This window comes from Allopontixanthobacter sediminis, assembly GCF_009828115.1.
GTDB classification, from domain to species: Bacteria; Pseudomonadota; Alphaproteobacteria; order Sphingomonadales; family Sphingomonadaceae; genus Allopontixanthobacter; species Allopontixanthobacter sediminis.
The window spans coordinates 443809-463013 of record NZ_WTYL01000002.1 but is presented as its reverse complement, the minus strand read 5'-3'; the positions used below and the strand labels follow the sequence as shown (position 1 = coordinate 463013).

Annotated in this window: 20 protein-coding genes; 12 read left to right on the top strand and 8 right to left on the bottom strand. The window is 62.4% G+C overall.

Annotated features, from left to right (window positions below):
- The first annotated feature begins 14 nt into the window (after nt 1-14).
- On the top strand, nt 15-788 hold the full coding sequence (locus tag GRI65_RS07960; RefSeq protein WP_160755993.1) for a class I SAM-dependent methyltransferase: 774 nt from the start codon (nt 15-17) through the stop codon (nt 786-788).
- Nucleotides 789-807: 19 nt separating this feature from the next.
- On the opposite strand, the gene fabI is transcribed toward GRI65_RS07960, so the two are convergent.
- Genes fabI through GRI65_RS07945 form a run of 3 tightly spaced genes read right to left on the bottom strand, consistent with a single transcriptional unit; the run spans nt 808 to nt 3623 of the window.
- A complete protein-coding gene (gene fabI / locus GRI65_RS07955; RefSeq protein ID WP_160755992.1) occupies nt 808-1632 on the bottom strand; it encodes an enoyl-ACP reductase FabI in 825 nt (274 codons plus the stop codon).
- Nucleotides 1629-2621, bottom strand: a complete 993-nt coding sequence (locus GRI65_RS07950; protein ID WP_160755991.1) for a YihY/virulence factor BrkB family protein — start codon at nt 2619-2621, stop codon at nt 1629-1631. The genes fabI and GRI65_RS07950 overlap by 4 nt, the downstream gene beginning before the upstream one ends.
- 3 nt (nt 2622-2624) lie before the next feature.
- Nucleotides 2625-3623, bottom strand: a complete 999-nt coding sequence (locus GRI65_RS07945) for a DnaJ C-terminal domain-containing protein (RefSeq protein ID WP_160755990.1) — start codon at nt 3621-3623, stop codon at nt 2625-2627.
- A gap of 93 nt (nt 3624-3716) precedes the next feature.
- Here GRI65_RS07945 and pdxH point away from each other — a divergent pair, with 93 nt between their 5' ends.
- Genes pdxH through GRI65_RS07930 form a run of 3 tightly spaced genes read left to right on the top strand, consistent with a single transcriptional unit; the run spans nt 3717 to nt 6111 of the window.
- Nucleotides 3717-4358 carry a pyridoxamine 5'-phosphate oxidase gene (pdxH, locus tag GRI65_RS07940; protein WP_160755989.1) on the top strand — a complete coding sequence of 214 codons (642 nt, stop codon included), beginning with the start codon at nt 3717-3719 and terminating at the stop codon, nt 4356-4358.
- The gene (locus tag GRI65_RS07935) at nt 4355-5299 is read left to right on the top strand and encodes a cation diffusion facilitator family transporter (protein ID WP_160755988.1); all 945 of its coding nucleotides are present in this window, start codon (nt 4355-4357) and stop codon (nt 5297-5299) included. Before pdxH ends, GRI65_RS07935 begins: the two co-directional genes overlap by 4 nt.
- Complete coding sequence (locus GRI65_RS07930) at nt 5299-6111, top strand: PhzF family phenazine biosynthesis protein (protein WP_160756541.1); 813 nt, start codon at nt 5299-5301, stop codon at nt 6109-6111. Before GRI65_RS07935 ends, GRI65_RS07930 begins: the two co-directional genes overlap by 1 nt.
- Here GRI65_RS07930 and GRI65_RS07925 read toward each other — a convergent pair.
- The gene (locus GRI65_RS07925) at nt 6096-7232 is read right to left on the bottom strand and encodes a serine hydrolase domain-containing protein (RefSeq protein WP_160755987.1); all 1137 of its coding nucleotides are present in this window, start codon (nt 7230-7232) and stop codon (nt 6096-6098) included. The two genes, GRI65_RS07930 and GRI65_RS07925, sit on opposite strands and share 16 nt — an antisense overlap.
- A 28-nt stretch (nt 7233-7260) precedes the next feature.
- Here GRI65_RS07925 and GRI65_RS07920 point away from each other — a divergent pair, with 28 nt between their 5' ends.
- On the top strand, nt 7261-7644 hold the full coding sequence (locus tag GRI65_RS07920; RefSeq protein WP_232843999.1) for a hypothetical protein: 384 nt from the start codon (nt 7261-7263) through the stop codon (nt 7642-7644).
- Nucleotides 7645-7771: 127 nt separating this feature from the next.
- On the top strand, nt 7772-7999 hold the full coding sequence (locus GRI65_RS07915; RefSeq protein WP_160755986.1) for a hypothetical protein: 228 nt from the start codon (nt 7772-7774) through the stop codon (nt 7997-7999).
- 56 nt (nt 8000-8055) lie between these two features.
- Here the strand turns inward: GRI65_RS07915 and mnmA are convergent, their stop codons facing one another.
- Complete coding sequence (gene mnmA / locus GRI65_RS07910; RefSeq protein ID WP_160755985.1) at nt 8056-9228, bottom strand: tRNA 2-thiouridine(34) synthase MnmA; 1173 nt, start codon at nt 9226-9228, stop codon at nt 8056-8058.
- Nucleotides 9229-9356: 128 nt separating this feature from the next.
- Nucleotides 9357-9539: a hypothetical protein gene (locus GRI65_RS07905; protein ID WP_160755984.1), complete on the bottom strand. Its 183-nt coding sequence runs from the start codon at nt 9537-9539 to the stop codon at nt 9357-9359.
- A 221-nt stretch (nt 9540-9760) separates the two neighbouring features.
- On the opposite strand from GRI65_RS07905, the gene sciP reads away from it, so the two are divergent.
- The 6 genes from sciP (at nt 9761) to GRI65_RS07875 (ending at nt 17242) form a co-directional block, all read left to right on the top strand.
- Nucleotides 9761-10060 carry a CtrA inhibitor SciP gene (gene sciP / locus GRI65_RS07900; RefSeq protein WP_160755983.1) on the top strand — a complete coding sequence of 100 codons (300 nt, stop codon included), beginning with the start codon at nt 9761-9763 and terminating at the stop codon, nt 10058-10060.
- 193 nt (nt 10061-10253) lie between these two features.
- A complete protein-coding gene (locus GRI65_RS07895) occupies nt 10254-10520 on the top strand; it encodes a GlsB/YeaQ/YmgE family stress response membrane protein (RefSeq protein ID WP_160755982.1) in 267 nt (88 codons plus the stop codon).
- Nucleotides 10521-10770: 250 nt separating this feature from the next.
- Entirely contained in the window at nt 10771-11964 is a 1194-nt protein-coding gene (locus GRI65_RS07890) for an efflux RND transporter periplasmic adaptor subunit (RefSeq protein WP_160755981.1), read from the top strand.
- A gap of 6 nt (nt 11965-11970) precedes the next feature.
- Nucleotides 11971-15411: an efflux RND transporter permease subunit gene (locus GRI65_RS07885; RefSeq protein ID WP_160755980.1), complete on the top strand. Its 3441-nt coding sequence runs from the start codon at nt 11971-11973 to the stop codon at nt 15409-15411.
- Between the two features lie 80 nt (nt 15412-15491).
- On the top strand, nt 15492-16718 hold the full coding sequence (locus tag GRI65_RS07880) for a DUF445 domain-containing protein (RefSeq protein ID WP_160756539.1): 1227 nt from the start codon (nt 15492-15494) through the stop codon (nt 16716-16718).
- Entirely contained in the window at nt 16715-17242 is a 528-nt protein-coding gene (locus GRI65_RS07875) for a GNAT family N-acetyltransferase (protein ID WP_160755979.1), read from the top strand. Before GRI65_RS07880 ends, GRI65_RS07875 begins: the two co-directional genes overlap by 4 nt.
- A gap of 35 nt (nt 17243-17277) precedes the next feature.
- On the opposite strand, the gene GRI65_RS07870 is transcribed toward GRI65_RS07875, so the two are convergent.
- Both GRI65_RS07870 and GRI65_RS07865 read right to left on the bottom strand, forming a co-directional pair.
- The gene (locus GRI65_RS07870) at nt 17278-18210 is read right to left on the bottom strand and encodes a TonB family protein (RefSeq protein ID WP_160755978.1); all 933 of its coding nucleotides are present in this window, start codon (nt 18208-18210) and stop codon (nt 17278-17280) included.
- 54 nt (nt 18211-18264) lie between these two features.
- On the bottom strand, nt 18265-19197 hold the full coding sequence (locus GRI65_RS07865) for an electron transfer flavoprotein subunit alpha/FixB family protein (RefSeq protein ID WP_160755977.1): 933 nt from the start codon (nt 19195-19197) through the stop codon (nt 18265-18267).
- Between the last annotated feature and the right edge of the window lie 8 nt (nt 19198-19205).

The following is a 19205-nucleotide window of genomic DNA, read 5'->3' as shown; positions in this document are numbered from 1 at the left end:
ATGGTCCCTTGCCCATGAAAACAGAAGCGGTTGACGAGCCCCACACAAATTCAAAGGTGGCGCTGGAACGTCGCCTCATAAGCGAAGCCGGTGCAACGGGGTTCTCTCACCAGGACCAGCAAATCGCATTCTACAGCCAGGTCGCAGCGCTCATCCATCCTGAGGACACGCTGCTCGATTTCGGCGCAGGCAGGGGCGAGTGGTGTTACGAGGATCCGGTCAGGTACCGACGAAACCTGCAGATCTTCAAAGGCCGGGTTGCGTTCGTTGATGGTTGCGACGTGGATCCGGCGGTCAAGTCCAATCCCAGCCTGGACCGTGCTGAGCTCTTCGAACCCGGCGGCCGGCTACCCTACGAAGATGGCCGCTTCGACGCGGTTGTTTCGAGGTATGTCTTCGAGCACTTGCCTGATCCTGAATGGACAGCGAGAGAGTTGGCGCGGGTTACCAAACCCGGCGGCTGGGTCTTCGTGATAACACCAAACAAATGGGGATATGTCGCGTTGGTGTCACGCCTCGTCCCCAACCGGTTGCACAGCAAGCTACTCAAGGCGATCCAACCGCACAGAAAGGAAGAAGACGTTTTCCCGACGCACTACCGGGTGAACACTCCCGCAGCGTTCAAGCGGCATTTCGGACAGGATTTTGACGTCTTCTATTACCGCACTTCAGGCGTTCCTTCATATCACTTCGGCAACGCGTTCATGTTTCGCATGTGGCAACTGGCCCATCGCCTGATGCCACCTCAATTGGCAACGGGTCTGTTCGTCCTGATGCGGCGAAAATGAAATTGGAGCGGAGCCGGCGTCAATCCAGCGCGATATCGGGAGCGTCTTCCTGTTTCATGCCGACCACGTGGTAACCTGCATCGACGTGATGAACTTCTCCCGTCACGCCTGAGGACAGGTTCGACAGGAAATACACGCCTGCACCGCCGACGTCATCGATCGTGACGTTGCGGCGCAGCGGGGCGTTCAATTCGTTCCATTTGAGAATGTAACGGAAGTCGCCGATCCCGCTGGCAGCCAGCGTCTTGATCGGTCCGGCGGAAATCGCGTTGACCCGGATATTCGCTGGTCCCAGGTCGTTGGCGAGATATTTGACACTGGTTTCCAGCGCCGCCTTCGCCACGCCCATCACGTTGTAATGCGGGATCACTTTTTCGGCGCCGTAATAGGTCAGCGTCAGGATCGAGCCGCCGCCTTTGCCGTCTTCGGTCATCGGCGGCATCATCTTGGCCGCGCGCTGGGCGACGGCGACCAGGCTGTAGGCGGATATGTTCATCGTCATCAGGAAGTTTTCGAGGCTGGTATCGACATATTTGCCGCGCAGTTCGTTCTTGTCGGAGAAACCGATCGCGTGAACCACGAAATCGATGGTCTCCCACCGGCTTTTCAACGTCTCGAACGCCGCGTCGAGCATCGCCATGTCCGACACGTCGCATTCGAAGGTGAAATCGGAATCGAGCTGTGCGGCGAGCGGGATCACGCGCTTTGCCAGCGCTTCGCCCTGATAGGTGAACGCCAGCTCCGCGCCTTGTTCGCGCAATTGCTTGGCGATACCCCAGGCCAGCGACTTGTCGTTCGCCAGACCCATGATCAGCCCGCGCTTGCCTGTCATTAGACCGTTCATTGTATCTTATTCTCCGTTTCGGCTTGTTCCGGCTGCCTGCTACCCGCCAATTTCGCTTCGGCGGAATTCCGTCCGGTTGCGGCCAGAGCAGCGTTGAGTTCCGCCCCCAATACCATGCCCAGCCCAACGAGCCAGAAGAAGAACATGGTCACCATGATCCCTGCCAGGCTGCCATAGGTCATGTCATAAGCGAAAAATGTGCCCAATAGCGGCGGCAATGCGGCAGTAACTGCGACCCACCAGACGGTGACCAGCAGGGTTCCGGGCCATTTGGGAAACCGGCGATGCCGGAATGCTGCGGGGGACAGCGTAAAAAACAGCAGGTATATCGAGACGTACAGACCGATGGCGGGAATGATCCGGCTGAACGAAAGATCCGTCAGCACGTCGCTGAGCCAGGGGAAATACGAACTGATCACCTGCTGCGCCGCACCGATCATTACCTGCGCGATCAGTGATATCACCAACAGGCAGATTGCCCCGATAATGACCCCGAACGAAAGCAGGCGGTAACGCCAGAACGCCAGCTTTGGATGTGTCCCATAGGCACGCCTGAGAATATCCCGGATCGTTTCGACCAAGCCCGAAACCGTCCACAGGCCGACCGCGCCGCCGACCCACAGGAACCATCCGGTTCGCGCACTGATCACGTCCCGCGCGACCGGTCCGATTACCTCGCCGACGACCGGCGGCAGCGCCAGCAGGATTGTGTTGATGGTGGCCGCGCGTTCGCTTTCCTCGCCAATTGCGGAGAAGATCGCTGCACCGAGAATGAAGAAAGGAAAGATCGTCAGGATCGAGAGATACGCCAGATTGCCGGCGTGAATGGTCCCGTCTGCCCAGGTTCCTGCCACCGTCCGCTTGGTCACATCCATGAAACGCGCGCCCGGGGTCATCTTGCGCTTGATCCGGCTTACCTTGGAACGGTGGTGCCCGTCAGTGTCCTGTCCGGCATCCTGGTCCGGAACCGCATCCGTCTCGGGAGGCATGAATTACACCCCCAGGCTGTTTCGGGGATTGCGGGTGTCACGCCAACCATCGAGCCGTTTGGCGAGGTCGGCCAGTTCGTCCGCCTTGTCGCCGGGAAGGTCGATCTCCAGCGTCACCAGTTGGTCACCGCGGCTGCCGGCCTTAGTCGAGAATCCCTTGCCCTTGAGGCGCAGGACCTTGCCCGAAGAACTGCCGGGGCTGACGGTCAGCATCACGGCGCCGTCCACGGTCGGAACCTTCACTTTCGCCCCGTTAACGGCTTCGTCCAGCGTGATCGGAAGTTCGAGACGGACATTGTCCCCCTCGCGCCGGAAAAAGGCGTGCGGTTCGACCGAAATCGTGACCAATCCGTCGCCGCCGCCGCCGGCCCCCGCCTGACCCTTGCCCTTCAGGCGCATCTGGGTTCCGTCCTCGACCCCGGCGGGGAGTTTCAGGTCGATGGTCTTGCCATCCGACAGCGTGATCCGCTGGTCGGCGCGGGTCGCAGCGTCGACGAACGGCACGCGCAGCCGGTACTGGATATCGGCCCCCTTGCTCGGCGGCGGAGGAGGCCGGCGGGTGCCCATCCCGGCGGGGCCGCCGCCGGCACCCATTCCGGTACGCCCACCGAACAGGCCTTCGAAAATATCGCCGAGATCGACACCTTCCTGCGCGAAGCCGCCCATGTCTTCGGGGCGAAAGCCGCCCTGACCGCCCGGGCCGCCGGGCCGCGTGCCGAAACCGCCATCGCGGAAGCGCGAACCCCCGCCGAAACCGCCGCCGCCGAAGGGGCTGGTCGGATTGCCTTCCGCGTCGATCTCGCCGCGGTCGAACCGGGCGCGCTGATCCTTGTCCGACAGCAAATCGTATGCCTGCGTGGCCGCCGAAAACCGCTCGGTCGCGTTGGGATTGTCCTTGTTCCGGTCAGGGTGAAGCTCTTTCGCCAATTTGCGATAAGCGCTCTTGATATCCTTGTCGGTCGCGGAACGCGGAATTCCAAGGGTTGTGTAAGGATCGGCCATGGCGTGTTAGCTAGGTGTATCAGTGCGCCCTTGCAAGCCGCTCGTGCGCGCGGGAGCTTTACCGCATGGCCCCTGTCGAGGTAGGGCGCAGGCATGACCGATGACCAATCCCTGAGCCAGATTCCTTCCGCGGATCCCTTCGCGCTGTTCGACGAATGGTTCGCCGAGGCACGGGCGAGCGAGCCCAACGATTCCAACGCGATGGCGCTCGCGACGGCCACCGCGGACGGCGTGCCTTCGGTACGGATGGTGCTGCTGAAAGGTCACGGGCCGGATATGGGCTCCGGCGGGTTTGCGGGCGGCGGGTTCACTTTCTACACCAACGCGCACAGCCGCAAGGGGCAGGAGATTCGCGCCAATGCGGAGGCCGCGCTGCTGTTTCACTGGAAATCGCTGCGGCGCCAGATCCGGATCGAGGGTCCGTTGCAGGAAGTCGCCCCCGAGGTGGCGGACACGTATTTTCACAGCCGCTCGCGCGATTCGCAGCTCGGCGCGGTGGCCTCCGACCAGTCCCGTCCGCTCGATAGCCGGACCACGTTCCTCGAACGCTACGAAGCGGCGCGGTCGCGGTTTGCGGATGGCGAAGTCCAACGCCCGTCGCACTGGACCGGCTTCACGCTGTGTCCCCGGGCCTTCGAATTCTGGCTCGACCGCCCCAATCGGCTGCATGATCGCCGCCGGTTCGAACGCAGCGAGGATGCTTCCGGCTGGACCGACACGTTGCTGTTCCCATGACCGACCCGTCGCTCGCCAACCGTTCCGCGTTGACGCGCAGTGCGGCGATTGCGTCGATGTCGACCGCGGCCCTGCTGGTGGCGCTGAAGCTATGGGCGACCTGGCAGACCGGTTCGACCGCTATGCTCGGCAGCCTCGCCGATACCGCGCTCGACCTGGTGGCGAGCGCGGCGACCCTGCTCGGGGTGTATATCGCCGCGCAGCCCGCCGATGCGGATCACCGGTTCGGCCACGGCAAGGCAGAATCCCTATCGGCCATATTTCAGGTAATGCTGATCGCCCTCTCCGCTTCCGGCATCGCTTTCGGGGCGATCCGGCGCATCGCGGAGGGCGGTAGGACAGAGGCCGCGCCGGCGGGGATCACGGTATCGGTCATCGCGATCATCCTGACCATCGTGCTGCTCGCCTGGCAGCGCCATGTCATCCGCAAGACCGGTTCGGTCGCGATTTCGGCGGACCATGTCCATTACCAGTCGGACCTGCTGCTGAATGTCGCGGTCATCGCCGCATTGGTGCTGGATCAATACGCCGGTTTCGGACTGGCCGACCCGCTGTTCGGGCTCGCCATCGCCGCGTGGTTGCTGTGGGGCGCATGGCGCGCCGCGATGGAAGCGATCGACCATTTGATGGACCGCGAATGGCCGGAAGAAAAGCGCCAGCGGTTCGTCGAACTGGCGGCAATGCACCCGGAACTCACCAATCTCCACGACCTGCGCACGCGCACCAGCGGCCACCGGGATTTCGTGCAATTCCACGTCGATCTGCCCGAAGCAATGACCGTCCGGCAGGCGCATGACATCATCGAACGGGTCGAGGAGGATCTCGGCCGCCATTTCCCCGATATGGAACTGCTGATCCATATCGACCCGGAGGGGCATGTGGACGAACCGGGCAACGCGCTGGTCGAGACCGACGAGTTCGCCAAGCTGGAGAAAGAATGATGACCCGAACGCTGCCCTACTGGCATGTCGACGCCTTTGCCGACCAGCCTTTCGCCGGTAACCAGGCCGCAGTGATGCCGCTGGATGCGTGGCTGCCCGACGATGTGTTGCAGGCTATCGGGGAGGAGAACAACTTCGCCGAAACCGCGTTTGTGGTGAAGGACGAAACCGGCGCGGCGGTTTGGGAATTGCGCTGGTTCACCCCTGCGGTGGAAATCGCGCTGTGCGGCCATGCCACGCTCGCGTCTGGTCATGTGCTCCTGTCCCGGGACGGCGGGGACAGCGTAACCTTCCGTACCCGCAAGGCCGGCATACTGGAGGTTCGCCGCAGCCCGGCCGGATACGAAGTCGCCCTGCCGGTGATCCCTGTCGAACCGGACGCGTGGCTCGAGGCGGCGGCGCTCCTTGGCGCGGAACCGCTCGAGGTATGGCGCAATCCGGCTGGTTATGACGTGTTTCTCTATCCGGACGAACAGGCGGTGCGCGGGCTCGCACCGGATATTCGGGGGCTGGGCGCATTGGGGGCGAACCAGTTTATTTGTACCGCGCCGGGCGATAGGACCGATATTGTCAGCCGGGTGTTTGTGCCTGGCGGCGGGGTGGATGAGGACAGTGTGACCGGATCGGCCCATGCGGTGCTGACCGGGTTCTGGACGGGACGGCTCGGCCGTACGAGCTTCACAGCGCATCAGGCTTCGGCGCGGGGCGGTGACCTGACCTGCCAGATCGCGAAAGGCGCCGATGGCGATCGCGCGTGGCTTGGCGGGAACTGCGTGACGGTGGTCGAGGGCAAATTCTACCTCGCGGGGTAAAGCTCCACCACGTCGAGCAATTCCTGCAGCATCGCCTTGCGCTGTTCCGTGTCCGAATGGCCGAGCCGGACTACGGTCAATTTCTGGTCCGGCGAGACCAGCACATATTGGCCCATGTGGCCGATCGCGGCGAACATCGTGGATGGTCCGCGGTCCTGCAGCTGGTCGTCCCGGTCGAGGCCCGAATCGCGGTTGAGCCATGTTTGCGCACCGTAGAATTCGGAACGCGGGCTGGGCTTGCGCATGAAATCGATCCATGTGCGGGGGATCAGCTGCGCGCCGCGAACCGACCCCTTGTTGCGCAGGAACTCGCCGAACTTGGCCCAGTCGCGCGCGGTCCCGTGGATCAGGCTGCCGCCGATCAACGTCCCACTGGCGTCATATTCGGGGACCATCGAATCCATGCCCACCGGTCCGAACAGCCGGGTCTGCAGGTAATCGTCGACGGCCCTGCGGCGGGTCTCGGGATCGTTGCTGTCGGTCAGCACCCGCGCCGCAATGTCGGCCAGGATCACCGTAGTGTTGGACGAATATTCGAACTGGGCACCCGGCTCGGCTTCCAAGGGCTGGGCTGTCGCCCAATCCGCCATATCGTCCCGTCCGTCGAGAAACAGCATTCGCACTTCGGAGGATTCGTACGGCGGATTGCCGGCCTCGGTATGGCGCAGCCCGGAACGCATCTGGAGCAATTGCCGCAGGGTAATCTCGCCGCGTGGATCGCCCGGCCGCTGCCACCGCGGCAGGGGCGGGCTATCGTCCAGCCTCAATCGTCCGTCCGCCACCAGCATTCCGATCATCACCGCGGTGACGGTCTTGGCCATCGACCAGCTGACGAACTTCGTCTCGGCGTCGTAACCCGCCGCATAGCGTTCCGCCGCTATCGTCCCGCCGTGCATCACCACCATGGCGCGCGTTTCGCCGACGCCGGGAGCGGTGAAAACTTCATCGATCTGCCGTGCAAGCTGCTCTTTCGGGGCGCCCGGAGTGTCCTTGACCGCCGCCAGCGCTTCCTGCGTCAGGGGCTCGGGCGGGGGTGGGGTGTTGCTGCAGGCGGCCATGCTCAAGGCAAGGCTTGGCAGCAGCACCAAGCTGGCGATATGGGAAACGGAACGTCGCGTCATCGAACCCCATTTGCGCAAGGATACCCGCTTGGCAATTACTAAACCGAAATCGTCGGCGGCGAGAACCCGTTCGCGTTCTTCCGCCGCTCGCCGGCAGAAATCGCGCTGGCCGTGGGCGCTGCTGGTGGTTGCGGTGTTGCTGGCCGCGCTGGGCTGGTTCTACCGCGCGCCGATCCTCGGCTACACCGGTGCCGGGTCTACCTACAGCGCGCATGTCGCCTGTTCGTGCCGCTACATTGGTGGGCGCAGCCTCGAAGACTGCAAGAAAGACCGGTTGGCAGGAATGGAGCTGGTGTCACTGAGCGAAGACGAGGAAGCCAAGAGCATCAGGGCCCGCTATCCCCTGCTGCCGCCCGCCGTAGCCACCTATCGCAAGGGGTACGGCTGCGTGATGGAGCGATGGGAAGACTAGGGGCCGGGACGCAACTCGGCCTGGACCTTTTGCGGAACATTTTATCTCGCGGGAAGTTGCCAATATGAACGGACCGGATTATTAATTCGGCTTGAAATATCCACCCAGCACCGAAGGAGCTTTGAATATGCTGATCAAGAAAATGACCCTTGCCGCAGCAGCGGCCGCCCTTACGATCTCCCCCGCCGCCGCTTACGCCGCGCAGGCCGATATGGCGCGGGCCAGCGCTCCGGTGGAAGCGGAAAGCAATCTTGAAGGCAACGGCATCATCCTGGCCCTGTTGGGCGCAGCGGCCGTAATTGCCGCAATTGTCATCATCGCCGACGGAGATGACGACGAACCTGTTAGCGCCTGAGCCGGCTTGACGGTTTGACGATATCCGAAGGCCCCGCCCCCCGGCGGGGCCTTTTGTTATACGACAGTGTCGAGGGAGATCGCGGGGGTCGTGGTTTCGATCCAGCCGCCACCGATTACCCGGTCATCCGCATAAATCACTGCAGCCTGCCCCGGCGCCACGCCGAATTCGGGGTTGGCGAAGCGCAGCGTGACAGTTGCCCCTTGACCGAGAGCGCCCTCCACCGTGACCTGCACCGGCTTCGACAGTGACCGGACTTTGGCGGTCAGCGGTCCTGACGGCATTGGGCCGATCCGGTTGGTTTCGATCACCGTCGCCGCGCCCACTGCCAGCAGCCGCTTCGGACCGACCCTCACTTGCGCGGTTTCTGCATCGAGACCGATCACATAAAGCGGTTCCGGCTGGCCGCCGATATCGAGGCCCCGCCGCTGGCCAACTGTGAAATGAATGACACCCTTGTGCTCGCCCAGCGTTTCGCCGGTTTCGGCGTGGACGATTGCGCCAGTCCGCGCGCCTTCGGGGCGGAGCGAGGTAACGATCTTCGCGTAATCACCGTCAGGTACGAAGCAGATGTCCTGGCTGTCCGGCTTTGCGGCGTTACGCAGTCCCGCTTGCTCCGCCAGCTCGCGGACCTGCGACTTGGGCAGGCCGCCCAAGGGAAAACGCAGGAAATCGAGCTGCGCTTCGGTGGTCGCATAAAGGAAATAGGACTGGTCGCGCGCCGGATCGAGCGCCCGGTGCAGCTCTGCTCCGGCGGGGCCCATCTCGCGGCGGACATAATGCCCGGTGGCAAGGCAATCCGCACCGAGTTCGCGCGCCATTCGCAGCAGGTCGGTGAATTTCGGACCCATGTTGCAACGGATGCACGGCACTGGCGTGCGGCCCTGCAAATAGGCATCGGCGAAGGTCTCGACCACTTCCTCACGGAACGCGCTTTCGTGGTCGAACACGTAATGTGCGATGCCCAGCCGGTCTGCCACGGCGCGCGCATCGCTGATGTCGTCACCGGCGCAGCAGGCACCCTTGCGGCCTGTCGCGGCGCCGTAATCGTACAATTGCAGAGTGATCCCGATGACCTCGGCCCCGGATGCCGCGGCAAGGGCGGCGACCACGGACGAATCGACTCCGCCCGACATCGCGACCACGATCCGGCACTCGGTGGCTGGACGTGGCAGGTCGAACAGGCTGGCGGTGTCCAGCGCGGAATCAAGCGTTGCGGCGGTTTCCATGGTCCGCCCCTTACACATCTGTGCCCGCTGCGGCCAGAGGGGTATCCCCTCGCCTTCCCGATGGCAGATGCCCCGCTACGGAAGCCGCGAATTCGTTAGGGTTTCCTAATCACAGGTAAACCCGGGCTTTACCCTATCTTGACCATCGCGCTGGTAAGAGCGTTGTCATGAACGAAACGTCCAACAGTCAATTTGCCTTTGGCCAGCCGCGGCCCGACGATGCCGAGCGGGCACCCCTGCGGCTGGTCGCATGGTCCGAGCTTACCGCTCGACTCGCGGCAATGCGGGATTTCCGCCAGAGTCTCGCGCATACCTCCGCGCTGCGCTCGGCCAATTTTTCCTCGCTCGCCGACTCGCCGCCGCGTTCCTGCAGCGCACTGGCCGACGGGTCCGCCGATTCGGCAGGAAATGTAACCTCGGTTAATTACCGTGCACGGCCTGTTAACTGCAAAACTTTAGCGGATAGCAAAACCGCGCAGCCTAGAACTTCGGCTGATCCGAATGACATTACATCCGGCGACCGAGAGTTGAAATGATAGAAAACCAGAAAATCCGCGCAGCTCAGGTCATCGGTCCCCTCGGAGAGCCGTTGACGGTCGACGATCTGCCGCCGCCGAGCACCAAGCGCTGGGTCGTGCGCCGCAAGGCGGAAGTGGTCGCTGCGGTCAATGGCGGTTTGCTGACCATCGACGAAGTGCTGGAGCGCTACAATCTTACGCTCGAAGAGTTCGCATCGTGGCAACGGGCGGTCGACCGTTCGGGCATGCAGGGACTTCGGGTGACCCGTATCCAGCACTACCGCGACTTGTACGAGCGCCAGCTTAAGTATTAAGCTCTTCTTGCGGCGCTCCGTCGCATGGCCAAGCCATAACGCCTGACATATCGTATGGTGTCGCGGGTGATTGCCACGTGCCCTTCCGCGACGTAAGTCCTGCCTACCCGGCGAGAAGTGACCGGGAACCGATTGAAGTTACGCGGCGTTGTAACGGTAACTTCATTTCGAAGGCAAAGCAGGAGGATTTATTATGGGTTGGATTATCGCATTGATTGTCGGCGGTGTCGCAGGCTGGCTCGCCAGCATGGTGATGAACCGTGATGCCTCCATGGGTATTTTCTGGAACATCGTGGTTGGTTGCATTGGTTCCGTCCTCGGCAATCTCATTGCCCAGCCTCTTCTTGGCGTTGGCGGTAGTGTGCAGGAATTCTCGCTTACCGGACTGATTATCGCAATCGTCGGTGCCGTGGTTCTCCTCGGTATCGTGAACCTGGTCCAGCGTGGCCGCGTTCGCTAAATAAAACGTCTCAACTGAATTGAAAAAGCGGTGCGGCCTTCCTGGCCGTGCCGCTTTTTTCATGTTTGCGTGCCGGATCGCTGGTCGGACAGATACGTCGCCGGTCGAGCGGTTTATTGCCCCGTGCGCCCAGCCGGTCTATGGGAACGGCAGAGGACACCACCTGCTTGCATCTGGTGATCTATCAATATAATACACCTGTTGGGCAGCGCATGATAGTCGGCTGCCGGATGATCAAGGCAGTCGCACGATGAATTACGAATCTTCGGTAACCGCGGATAGTCCGGAATATACCACGGCCGACATGGCGGGCGCCGATGGCCGGACGGAACGTTCGAGCCGGCGCGGCCTGTGGATCACTGTCGTCTTGTTGGCTATCGTCGTGGTTGCGGTGGCGGTTTATTACCTGATGGGCAGCGGCGAACCCGCGCCGGAAGCCGGTGCCGACGCCGGTCAGGCACCCGCGATTACGGTTGTGTCACCGGGCAGCGGTTCCATCGAAGGCGAAATTTCCGCTACCGGGACCCTCGCGGCCCGCCGTGCGATGCCCGTGGGTATCGCTGGCGAAGGTGGCCGCGTGGTCTCCGTGCCGGTCGATGCCGGCCAATGGGTCAACGCTGGCCAAGTTCTTGCCGTCATTGACCATTCCGTACAGAACCAGCAAGCCGCGAGCGCCAGCGCGCAGGTCCAGGTTGCTCAGGCCGACGCACGGTTGGCGCAGTCCAATCTCGAGCGCGCCCTGCAACTTGTCGATCGCGGCTTCATCAGCCAAGCTGATGTCGACCGGCTGACAGCTACCCGCGATGCCGCGGCCGCGCGCGTCAAGGTGGCGCAGGCACAGGCAGGCGAGCTCCGCGCGCGCAACGCCCGTCTCAATGTCGTCGCGCCCGCATCCGGGCTGGTGCTCGAACGCAATGTGGAGCCGGGTCAGGTTGTTGGCGCTGGAGCCGGGACACTGTTCCTGATCGCCAAGGGCGGCGAGATGGAAATGCTGGCGCGCGTCGGCGAATCCGACCTTGCGCGGCTGTCGACCGGGGTTTCGGCAGACGTCGTGCCGGTCGGTACCGAGAAGGTCTACAACGGCCAGATCTGGCAGCTGTCGCCGACCATCGATCCGCAGAACCGACAGGGCACAGCGCGGATTGCGCTGCCCTACGCGGAAGGATTGCGGCCCGGCGGTTTTGCGGCAGCCACGATCAAGAGCGGCACGGTGGTCGCCCCGCTGCTGCCGGAAAGCGCGGTCCTGTCGGATGACGAGGGGAGTTACGTCTATGTTGCGGGCAAGGACAACAAGGTCGAACGCCGCGCGGTGCAGACCGGAGCAGTGACGGCCGACGGGGTCATTATCACCCAGGGCCTGACCGGCAGGGAACGGATCGTGCTGCGCGCCGGCGGCTTCCTCAATCCGGGCCAGACCATCCGGCCGGTCAAAGCGGGAAGCTGATAAATAATGGATTTCCGCAATATCTCCGCGTGGTCGATCCGCAACCCGGTGCTGCCGCTGGTGGTTTTCACCGCCCTGCTTCTCGCGGGCATTCTCAGTTTCGCGCGCATGGACGTGGTGAACAATCCGGACGTGGATTTCCCCGCGGTCAATGTTTCGATTTCGCAGCCCGGCGCTGCGCCCAAGGAAATCGAGAATCAGGTAACCCAGCTGGTCGAATCCGGGATCCGCTCGGTCAGCGGGGTCAAGAATATCAGTTCAACCGCGAGCGAGGGCAATTCCAACACCTTCGTCGAATTCGACATCGGCACCGACTCCAACGATGCGGTCGCGGAAGTGAAAAACGCTGTGGATACCGTGCGCGGCAGCCTGCCGGACGGGATTCTCGAACCGCGGATTAGCAAGGTGGATGTCGCTGGCGGCGGCTTCCTGGCAATCTACGCGGTCGAAGCCAGCGACATGACGATCGAACAGCTCAGCTGGTTCATCGACGATACCATCGCCAAACGGCTGCTTGGCGTCGAGGGGATGGCGGAAGTTGACCGGTTTGGCGGCGTAGACCGCGAAATCGAGGTAATTCTCGATCCGGGCCGGATGCAGGCGCTGGGCGTGACTGCGGGCCAGATCAACGGCGTGCTGCGGCAGGACAATGTCAATGCGGCGGGCGGAATGGCCGAAGTCGGCGGAACCCGGCAATCGGTTCGCGTCCTCGGTAACGACGATAGCGCATTTGAGCTGGGCGAACGGCAAATTCGGCTGGGCAACGGCGCGACGGTCAAGCTGTCCGATGTCGCAACCGTCCGTGACGGGTTCGGCGAACGCAATTCGATCAGCAAGGTCAGGGACAAGGAAGTTGTGAACTTCGCCATGTCCCGCGCCAAGGGCGCGTCCGATGTGACCGTGTTCGAAAACGCCAAGGAGGTTATCGCCGAAATCGAGGCGGAGAATCCCGGCGTGACCTTCATTCCGCTGTTTAACACGGTCAAATACACCGAAAGCCAGTATGAAAGCTCGATTGCGGCGATGATCGAAGGAGCACTGCTGGCTGTCGTGGTAGTGTTCTTCTTCCTGCGTGACTGGCGCGCGACGGTCATTTCCGCCATCGCCATCCCGCTGTCCGCCATCCCGACCTTCTGGTTCATGGATTTGCTCGGGTTCAACCTGAATTTCCTGTCGCTGCTGGCGCTGGGCCTCGTTGCCGGGGTGCTGGTGGACGATGCAATCGTGGAGATCGAGAATATCGTGCGCCACATGCGCATGGGTAAAAGCGCCTATCAGGCGTCGATCGACGCGGCGGACGAAATCGGTTTGGCGGTGGTTGCGACCTCATTCTGCATCGTAGCCGTGTTCCTTCCCGTCGGCCTGATGCCCGGCATCTCGGGACAGTTCTTCAAGAACTTCGGTATCACGGTGGTTATCGCGGTGTTGATGAGCTTGGCGGTGGCGCGAATGATCACCCCGATGCTTGCCGCCTACTTCCTACATTCCAAGGGCCACGCCTCGCATGGCGAAGGCCGGATGATGGACCGATACATGGGCGTGCTGGCGTGGTCGCTCGACAATCGCGCAGCCCGAAAGAAGCGCGATGCCCTCGAAACGGTTCACGCCCGACCGGCCTATTACGGCTTTGCGCTGCTTGCCGCTGCGGTGCTGGCGATAATGATGTTCACCAGTTCGATCCAGGCGGAAGACGGTTCACTTGCCGGGGCCATCGGCATGGGCTTGCTCGGACTGATCGGCGGGTATCTCGGCGGATTCCTCGTCAGTTTTCTGGCGGGCCTGATCGGATCCTTCGTAACGGGACGAGACGAGGCCGGTTTCTTCGGCTGGAACCGATTCCTGGGGCGGCGGGTCGCCGCGCGTCTACGCGATCACCGAATCTGGATGATGGGCCTCGGCCTGTTCGCGTTCGTGCTGACAGTCGTGCTGTTCGCGATCACGCCGCAACAATTCCAGCCGACCATCAACGATGACAACAGCCGGGTGGAAATCGAGATGGTGCCGGGTACAACCCTGGCCCAGACCGAACGGGTAGCCGACAGGATTGCCGCGATCCTTTACCAGCAGCCCGAAGTCGAACGGGCGCTGGAACGCGTTCGCGAAGGCAACGCCACCATCTTCATCACGCTGAAGCCGGAGCGGGAAAAGACCTCGATCGAATTCGAGCGCGATCTGGCTCCGGAACTGGCTGAAATTCCCGACGCCCGGGTCCGCTTCCAGTCGCAATCTGGTGGGGGCGGCACGGGCCGCGATATCTCGATCATGCTTGCGGGATCCAATCCGGAATTGCTGAACGATGCGGCGACGACCTTGGTGGAACAGATGAGCGCTCTCGGCATGGTGGTTGCCCCGCGGGTCGATGGCGATATCCGGCGGCCTGAATTGATCATTACCCCGCGCGGTGATCTGGCGGCCCAGTTGGGCGTCACAACGGCGGCGCTGAGCCAGGCGATCCGGATCGCAACCATGGGCGAAATCGACCAGAATGCAGCGAAATTCTCGCTGTCCGACAGGCAGATTCCGATCCGGGTAAAGCTGCCCCAGGCATCGCGCCGCAGCCTTGACACCATTGCCAACCTGCCGGTGCAGACCGCCAGCGGCGGTTCGGTACCACTGGAACGCGTGGCCAATATCACGTTCGGCTCCGGTCCGACCACGATCGAACGTTATAACCAGAGCCGCCGAGTGTTCGTGGGTGCCGACCTTGCGCCAGGCGTCCTCAAGGGCGAGGCAATGGCTGAGATCGACAAGCTGCCGATCTTCGAAAACCTGCCGCAAGGCGTTGCCCGTGACGTGGTTGGCGAAGACGAATGGCAGCAGGAGCTGGCCGTCAATTTCGTGATCGCGGTCATCTCCGGTGTGCTGCTGGTGTTTGCCGTACTGGTCCTCCTGTACAAGCGGCTGATGTCGCCGCTCGTCAACATGGGGTCGCTCGCGCTCGCCCCGCTGGGCGGTATCTTCATGGTCTGGGCGGTCGGTCAACCGGTCTCGATGCCGGTGATGATCGGTGTGCTCATGTTGCTGGGCATCGTATCGAAAAACTCCATCCTGCTGATCGACTTCGCGATCGAGGAAATGGCTACGGGCACGTCCAAGCTAAAGGCGATCATGGAAGCCGGGCACAAGCGCGCCCAGCCGATCGTGATGACTACCGTCGCGATGACCGCCGGCATGGTTCCGACCGCGATTTCGCTCGGCGGTGACGGGGCGTGGCGGGCCCCGATGGGTACGGTGGTGATCGGTGGCCTGCTGATGTCGACGTTGCTGACACTGCTGATCGTACCTGCCGGCTTCAGCTTGGCGGACGGATTCGAGAAACGCGCCGGGCCGTGGCTGCGGCACCGGTTCCTGACCTACCGGCCCGGCGACGAGAACCGAACCGGCCGCGGACCGCAACCTGACCAGGAAGCGCCATCATCCGGTTATGGGGCCGCCCCCGCCGAGTGAGCGTCAATCCCGACCCGATCAAGGCGGAGCCCGCCGATTTGAGCGGCGGCAATCCCATTACCGCTGACCGTGCCCGCACCATGCGCCGGACCGCAACCGGGATGCTGGTGGTCATGGCGGCCCTGTTTCTGGTGGCCCGTTATTACGAATCGGTCCACCCGGGATGGGGATATGTGCTGGCCTTTGCCGAAGCGGCGATGGTTGGCGGGCTGGCCGACTGGTTTGCAGTTACCGCCCTGTTCCGCCATCCGCTGGGCCTGAAGATACCCCACACCGCGATCATTCCGGAAAACAAGGACCGGATCGCTGACACCATGGCGCAGTTCCTGCGGGACAATTTTCTCACCCCGGCGGTGGTTGCCCGGCGGATGCAGGCGATGAATATGGCGCAGGCAGTCGGTGGCTTTTTGGTCGAACCGAAATCGGGGACGGGTTCCCGCATAGGTGCCGGGGCGGCGGAACTGCTCGCCGGAATTCTCGAATCGCTCGACCCCGAACGCCTTGGCGGCCAGGTCAAGGCGGGGCTCAAACTGCAGCTTGCCAAGCTCGAAATTTCGCCCCTGCTCGGACAGATGCTGACCGCCGCGATTGCCGACCGGCGGCATCTGCCGCTGATCGACAGTTTCGTGCGCTGGGCAGGCCTGACGCTGGAAGACAACGAGGAAATGGTCCGTGCGGTCATCCACGAGCGCGCCAACGCGCTGATCCGCTGGGTCGGGCTGGACGAGAAGCTGGCAAATTCTGTACTCGACGGCCTTTACCGCCTGCTTGCTGAAGTCTTGGTCGATCCCAACCATCCGCTGCGCGCCAAGATCGAGGAAGGGCTGGAGAAGCTTGCCCATGACCTGATCCACGATGCACCAACCCGCGAGAAGGTCGAGAAGATGAAACGTGAACTGCTGGATAATCCGGCAATCGCGCGGTGGTGGGAAGGGGTCTGGGAACGGATCCGTTCGGGCCTTATCGCCATGGCCCGCAATCCCGACAAGGGTTTCGGCGGCATTCTTGGGCCCGGCCAGCTGGGCAGCAGCCTGGCAGAGCTTGGCACCGCGCTGCGCGACGACCCGCAGCTGCAATGGCAGGTCAACCGCTTCGCCCGCCGCACCGCAGTCGGTGTGGCATCGCGCTACGGCGGTCAGATCGTCCGCTTGGTGTCCGAGACCGTAAAGCGCTGGGACGCGCGCACGGTCACGGACCGGATCGAAAGTGCGGTGGGCCGCGACCTGCAGTTCATCCGGATCAACGGCACGCTGGTCGGCGGGCTCGTTGGCGTCACCATACACTTCGTTAGTGGCCTGTACCCGTGATCGGCCCCATCATCCGAACGGAACGGCTCGATCTGTACCGGCCGCAAGCCGGTGACCTGGACGGTCTGTTCAAACTGACCGCGAACCCAGACACCCGCCGCCACCTTGGTCCAACCGAACCGAGCATGGAAGACAGCTTTTCACGGCTGCTGCGCAACGCGGGCAGCTGGTCGCTGTACGGTTACGGCGTGTTTGTCGTCCGATTGAAGGAACAGCAGGAAATTGGCGGCTCTTGCGGCATATTCCGATCGTATCGTGGGTTTGGACGGGGGCTGGATGATGTGCCCGAAGCCGGATGGATCATCGACGCCGGGCAGTGGGGCCGCGGCTACGCGCGCGAGGCGATGGAGGCGGCGCTCGAATGGTTCGATGCGGAACACGGCGCTCAGCGGATCGCCTGCATGATCGAGGAAAAGCATACTCCTTCACACAACCTCGCGCTGTCGCTGGGCTTCGTACCCTATGACCGGCACGAACCGGAAGATGGCACCAGGCCGCTCGTGCTCTACGAACGCTCAGGTTAACCCCGCCGCTGCATCAGCTTGGCATTTCCGAGATTTCAGGATGGCAGCTTGAAGATCACCGTATTGCGGTAGAAGGACTTGAGCGGCGCACCCTGAGCATCCAAGGCCGGTTCGAACGTTGCGCGTTCCATCAGGCGTTTGCATACGACATCGTCAAATTCTTTCGGGCGGGTCGACTGCTGGATGTGGCAGGATGAAGGCTTCCCGGTTTCGTCCACCACGATGCGGAAATGGATAATCCCCTGCTGCCCGATACGGGCCATGAGGCGCGGGTAATCCTCCGATTTCAGCCATGTGCCGGGGGATTGCACCGGCTTCAGTTTGCGGCTCAGCGTATCATGCCGCTCCACATCAATGCCCCAATATCTAAGTTGATCGTTGGTACAGTTGCGCAAGGCGGCAAAAGGTTTGTTCATCGGCCCGAGATCGAAAGTCACATAACTGCGTTTCCCGCGGCTGATCGATAACCACGTCACTGCGCGCTCGCGCTCGGCACCGACCGGTTCAATCGGAGCGTCTGCGACCCGTTCCCAATATTCATCGAGAGCCTTGCCGCGCAGTCCGTGAGCGGGGGACCGATTTATCTGCATCGGCCGGAAGATTACCGCAGGACCGTAATCCCCGAACTCGCCGATGAAAAATTCCGGCTCCTGGTGTTCCTCGCCGTCGCCAAACCTGATCTGCAGTTTCGATTCGGCATTTATCGAGCGAAGCCTCTTTCCGGCCACGACGAGATTGAACCCTTCGCCCGGGCCGAATCGCTCAAAATAGACCATTCCGGTATCGTCGCCGGTACCGAAACTGCGCATGAGCCGGCAACTGTCTTCGGCATAGTTCAGATGCCACGGCGAAACCGGCGACAGGTATTCCAAAGGGTTAGCGGCAGGAGTGGTTGTCTGGCCGGCGGCAGGCTGGGCCAAGGCTGGAGGCGCGACTGCCGCCGCAGCGACGAACAACAGGGTTCTCATACCGTATCCCTTTCAGCCACGTTTGATCGATCAAGCGTGGCTGAAAGGCAAGTGTTAAAGCTTTTCAGTAAGTTCTGGAACGATCTTGAACAGGTCGCCGACGAGGCCAATGTCCGCGACCTGAAAGATCGGGGCGTCTTCATCCTTGTTGATCGCGATGATCACCTTGGAATCCTTCATCCCCGCCAGATGCTGGATCGCGCCGGAAATCCCGATCGCGAAATAGGCTTCGGGGGCGACGATCTTGCCCGTCTGGCCGACCTGGTAATCGTTCGGCACATAGCCCGCGTCCACCGCAGCGCGGCTGGCGCCCACACCGGCGTTGAGCTTGTCCGCCAGCGGAATGATCACTTCCTGAAAGGTTTCGGCATCCTTGAGCGCGCGGCCGCCCGACACGATGATCTTCGCGCTGGTAAGTTCGGGACGCTCGCTTTTGGCGATTTCCGAACTGACGAAGGTGGAAAGACCTGCGTCACCGGTGCTGGCAACTGCTTCGACGGTCCCCGATCCGCCGGATGTCTCGGCCTTGTCGAACGCGGTCCCGCGAACGGTGATCACCAGTTTTGGATCGCTGCTGGTCACGGTTGCAATGGCGTTCCCGGCGTAGATCGGCCGGGTGAAGGTCTTGTCGCCATCTTCCACGGACAGGATGTCCGAAATCTGCATCACATCGAGCAACGCGGCCACGCGCGGGGCAATGTTCTTGCCGGTGGTGGTGGCCGGGCAGATGAAGGCGTCATGGTGCCCCATCAGGTCCACCACCAGCGGGGCGACATTTTCCGCCAGCGCGTGTTCGAACGCCGCATCGTCGGCGAGATGGACCTTGCCGACACCGGCAATCTTGGCGGCTTCGTCGGCAACGGCGGCGCAGCCGGATCCGGCGACGAGCAGGTGCACCTCGCCCAGCTTGCCCGCGGCGGTGACCGCAGCCAGCGTCGCGTCCTTGACGGTCTTGTTGTCGTGTTCGACCCAAACCAGAGTTTTCATAGTCTCTT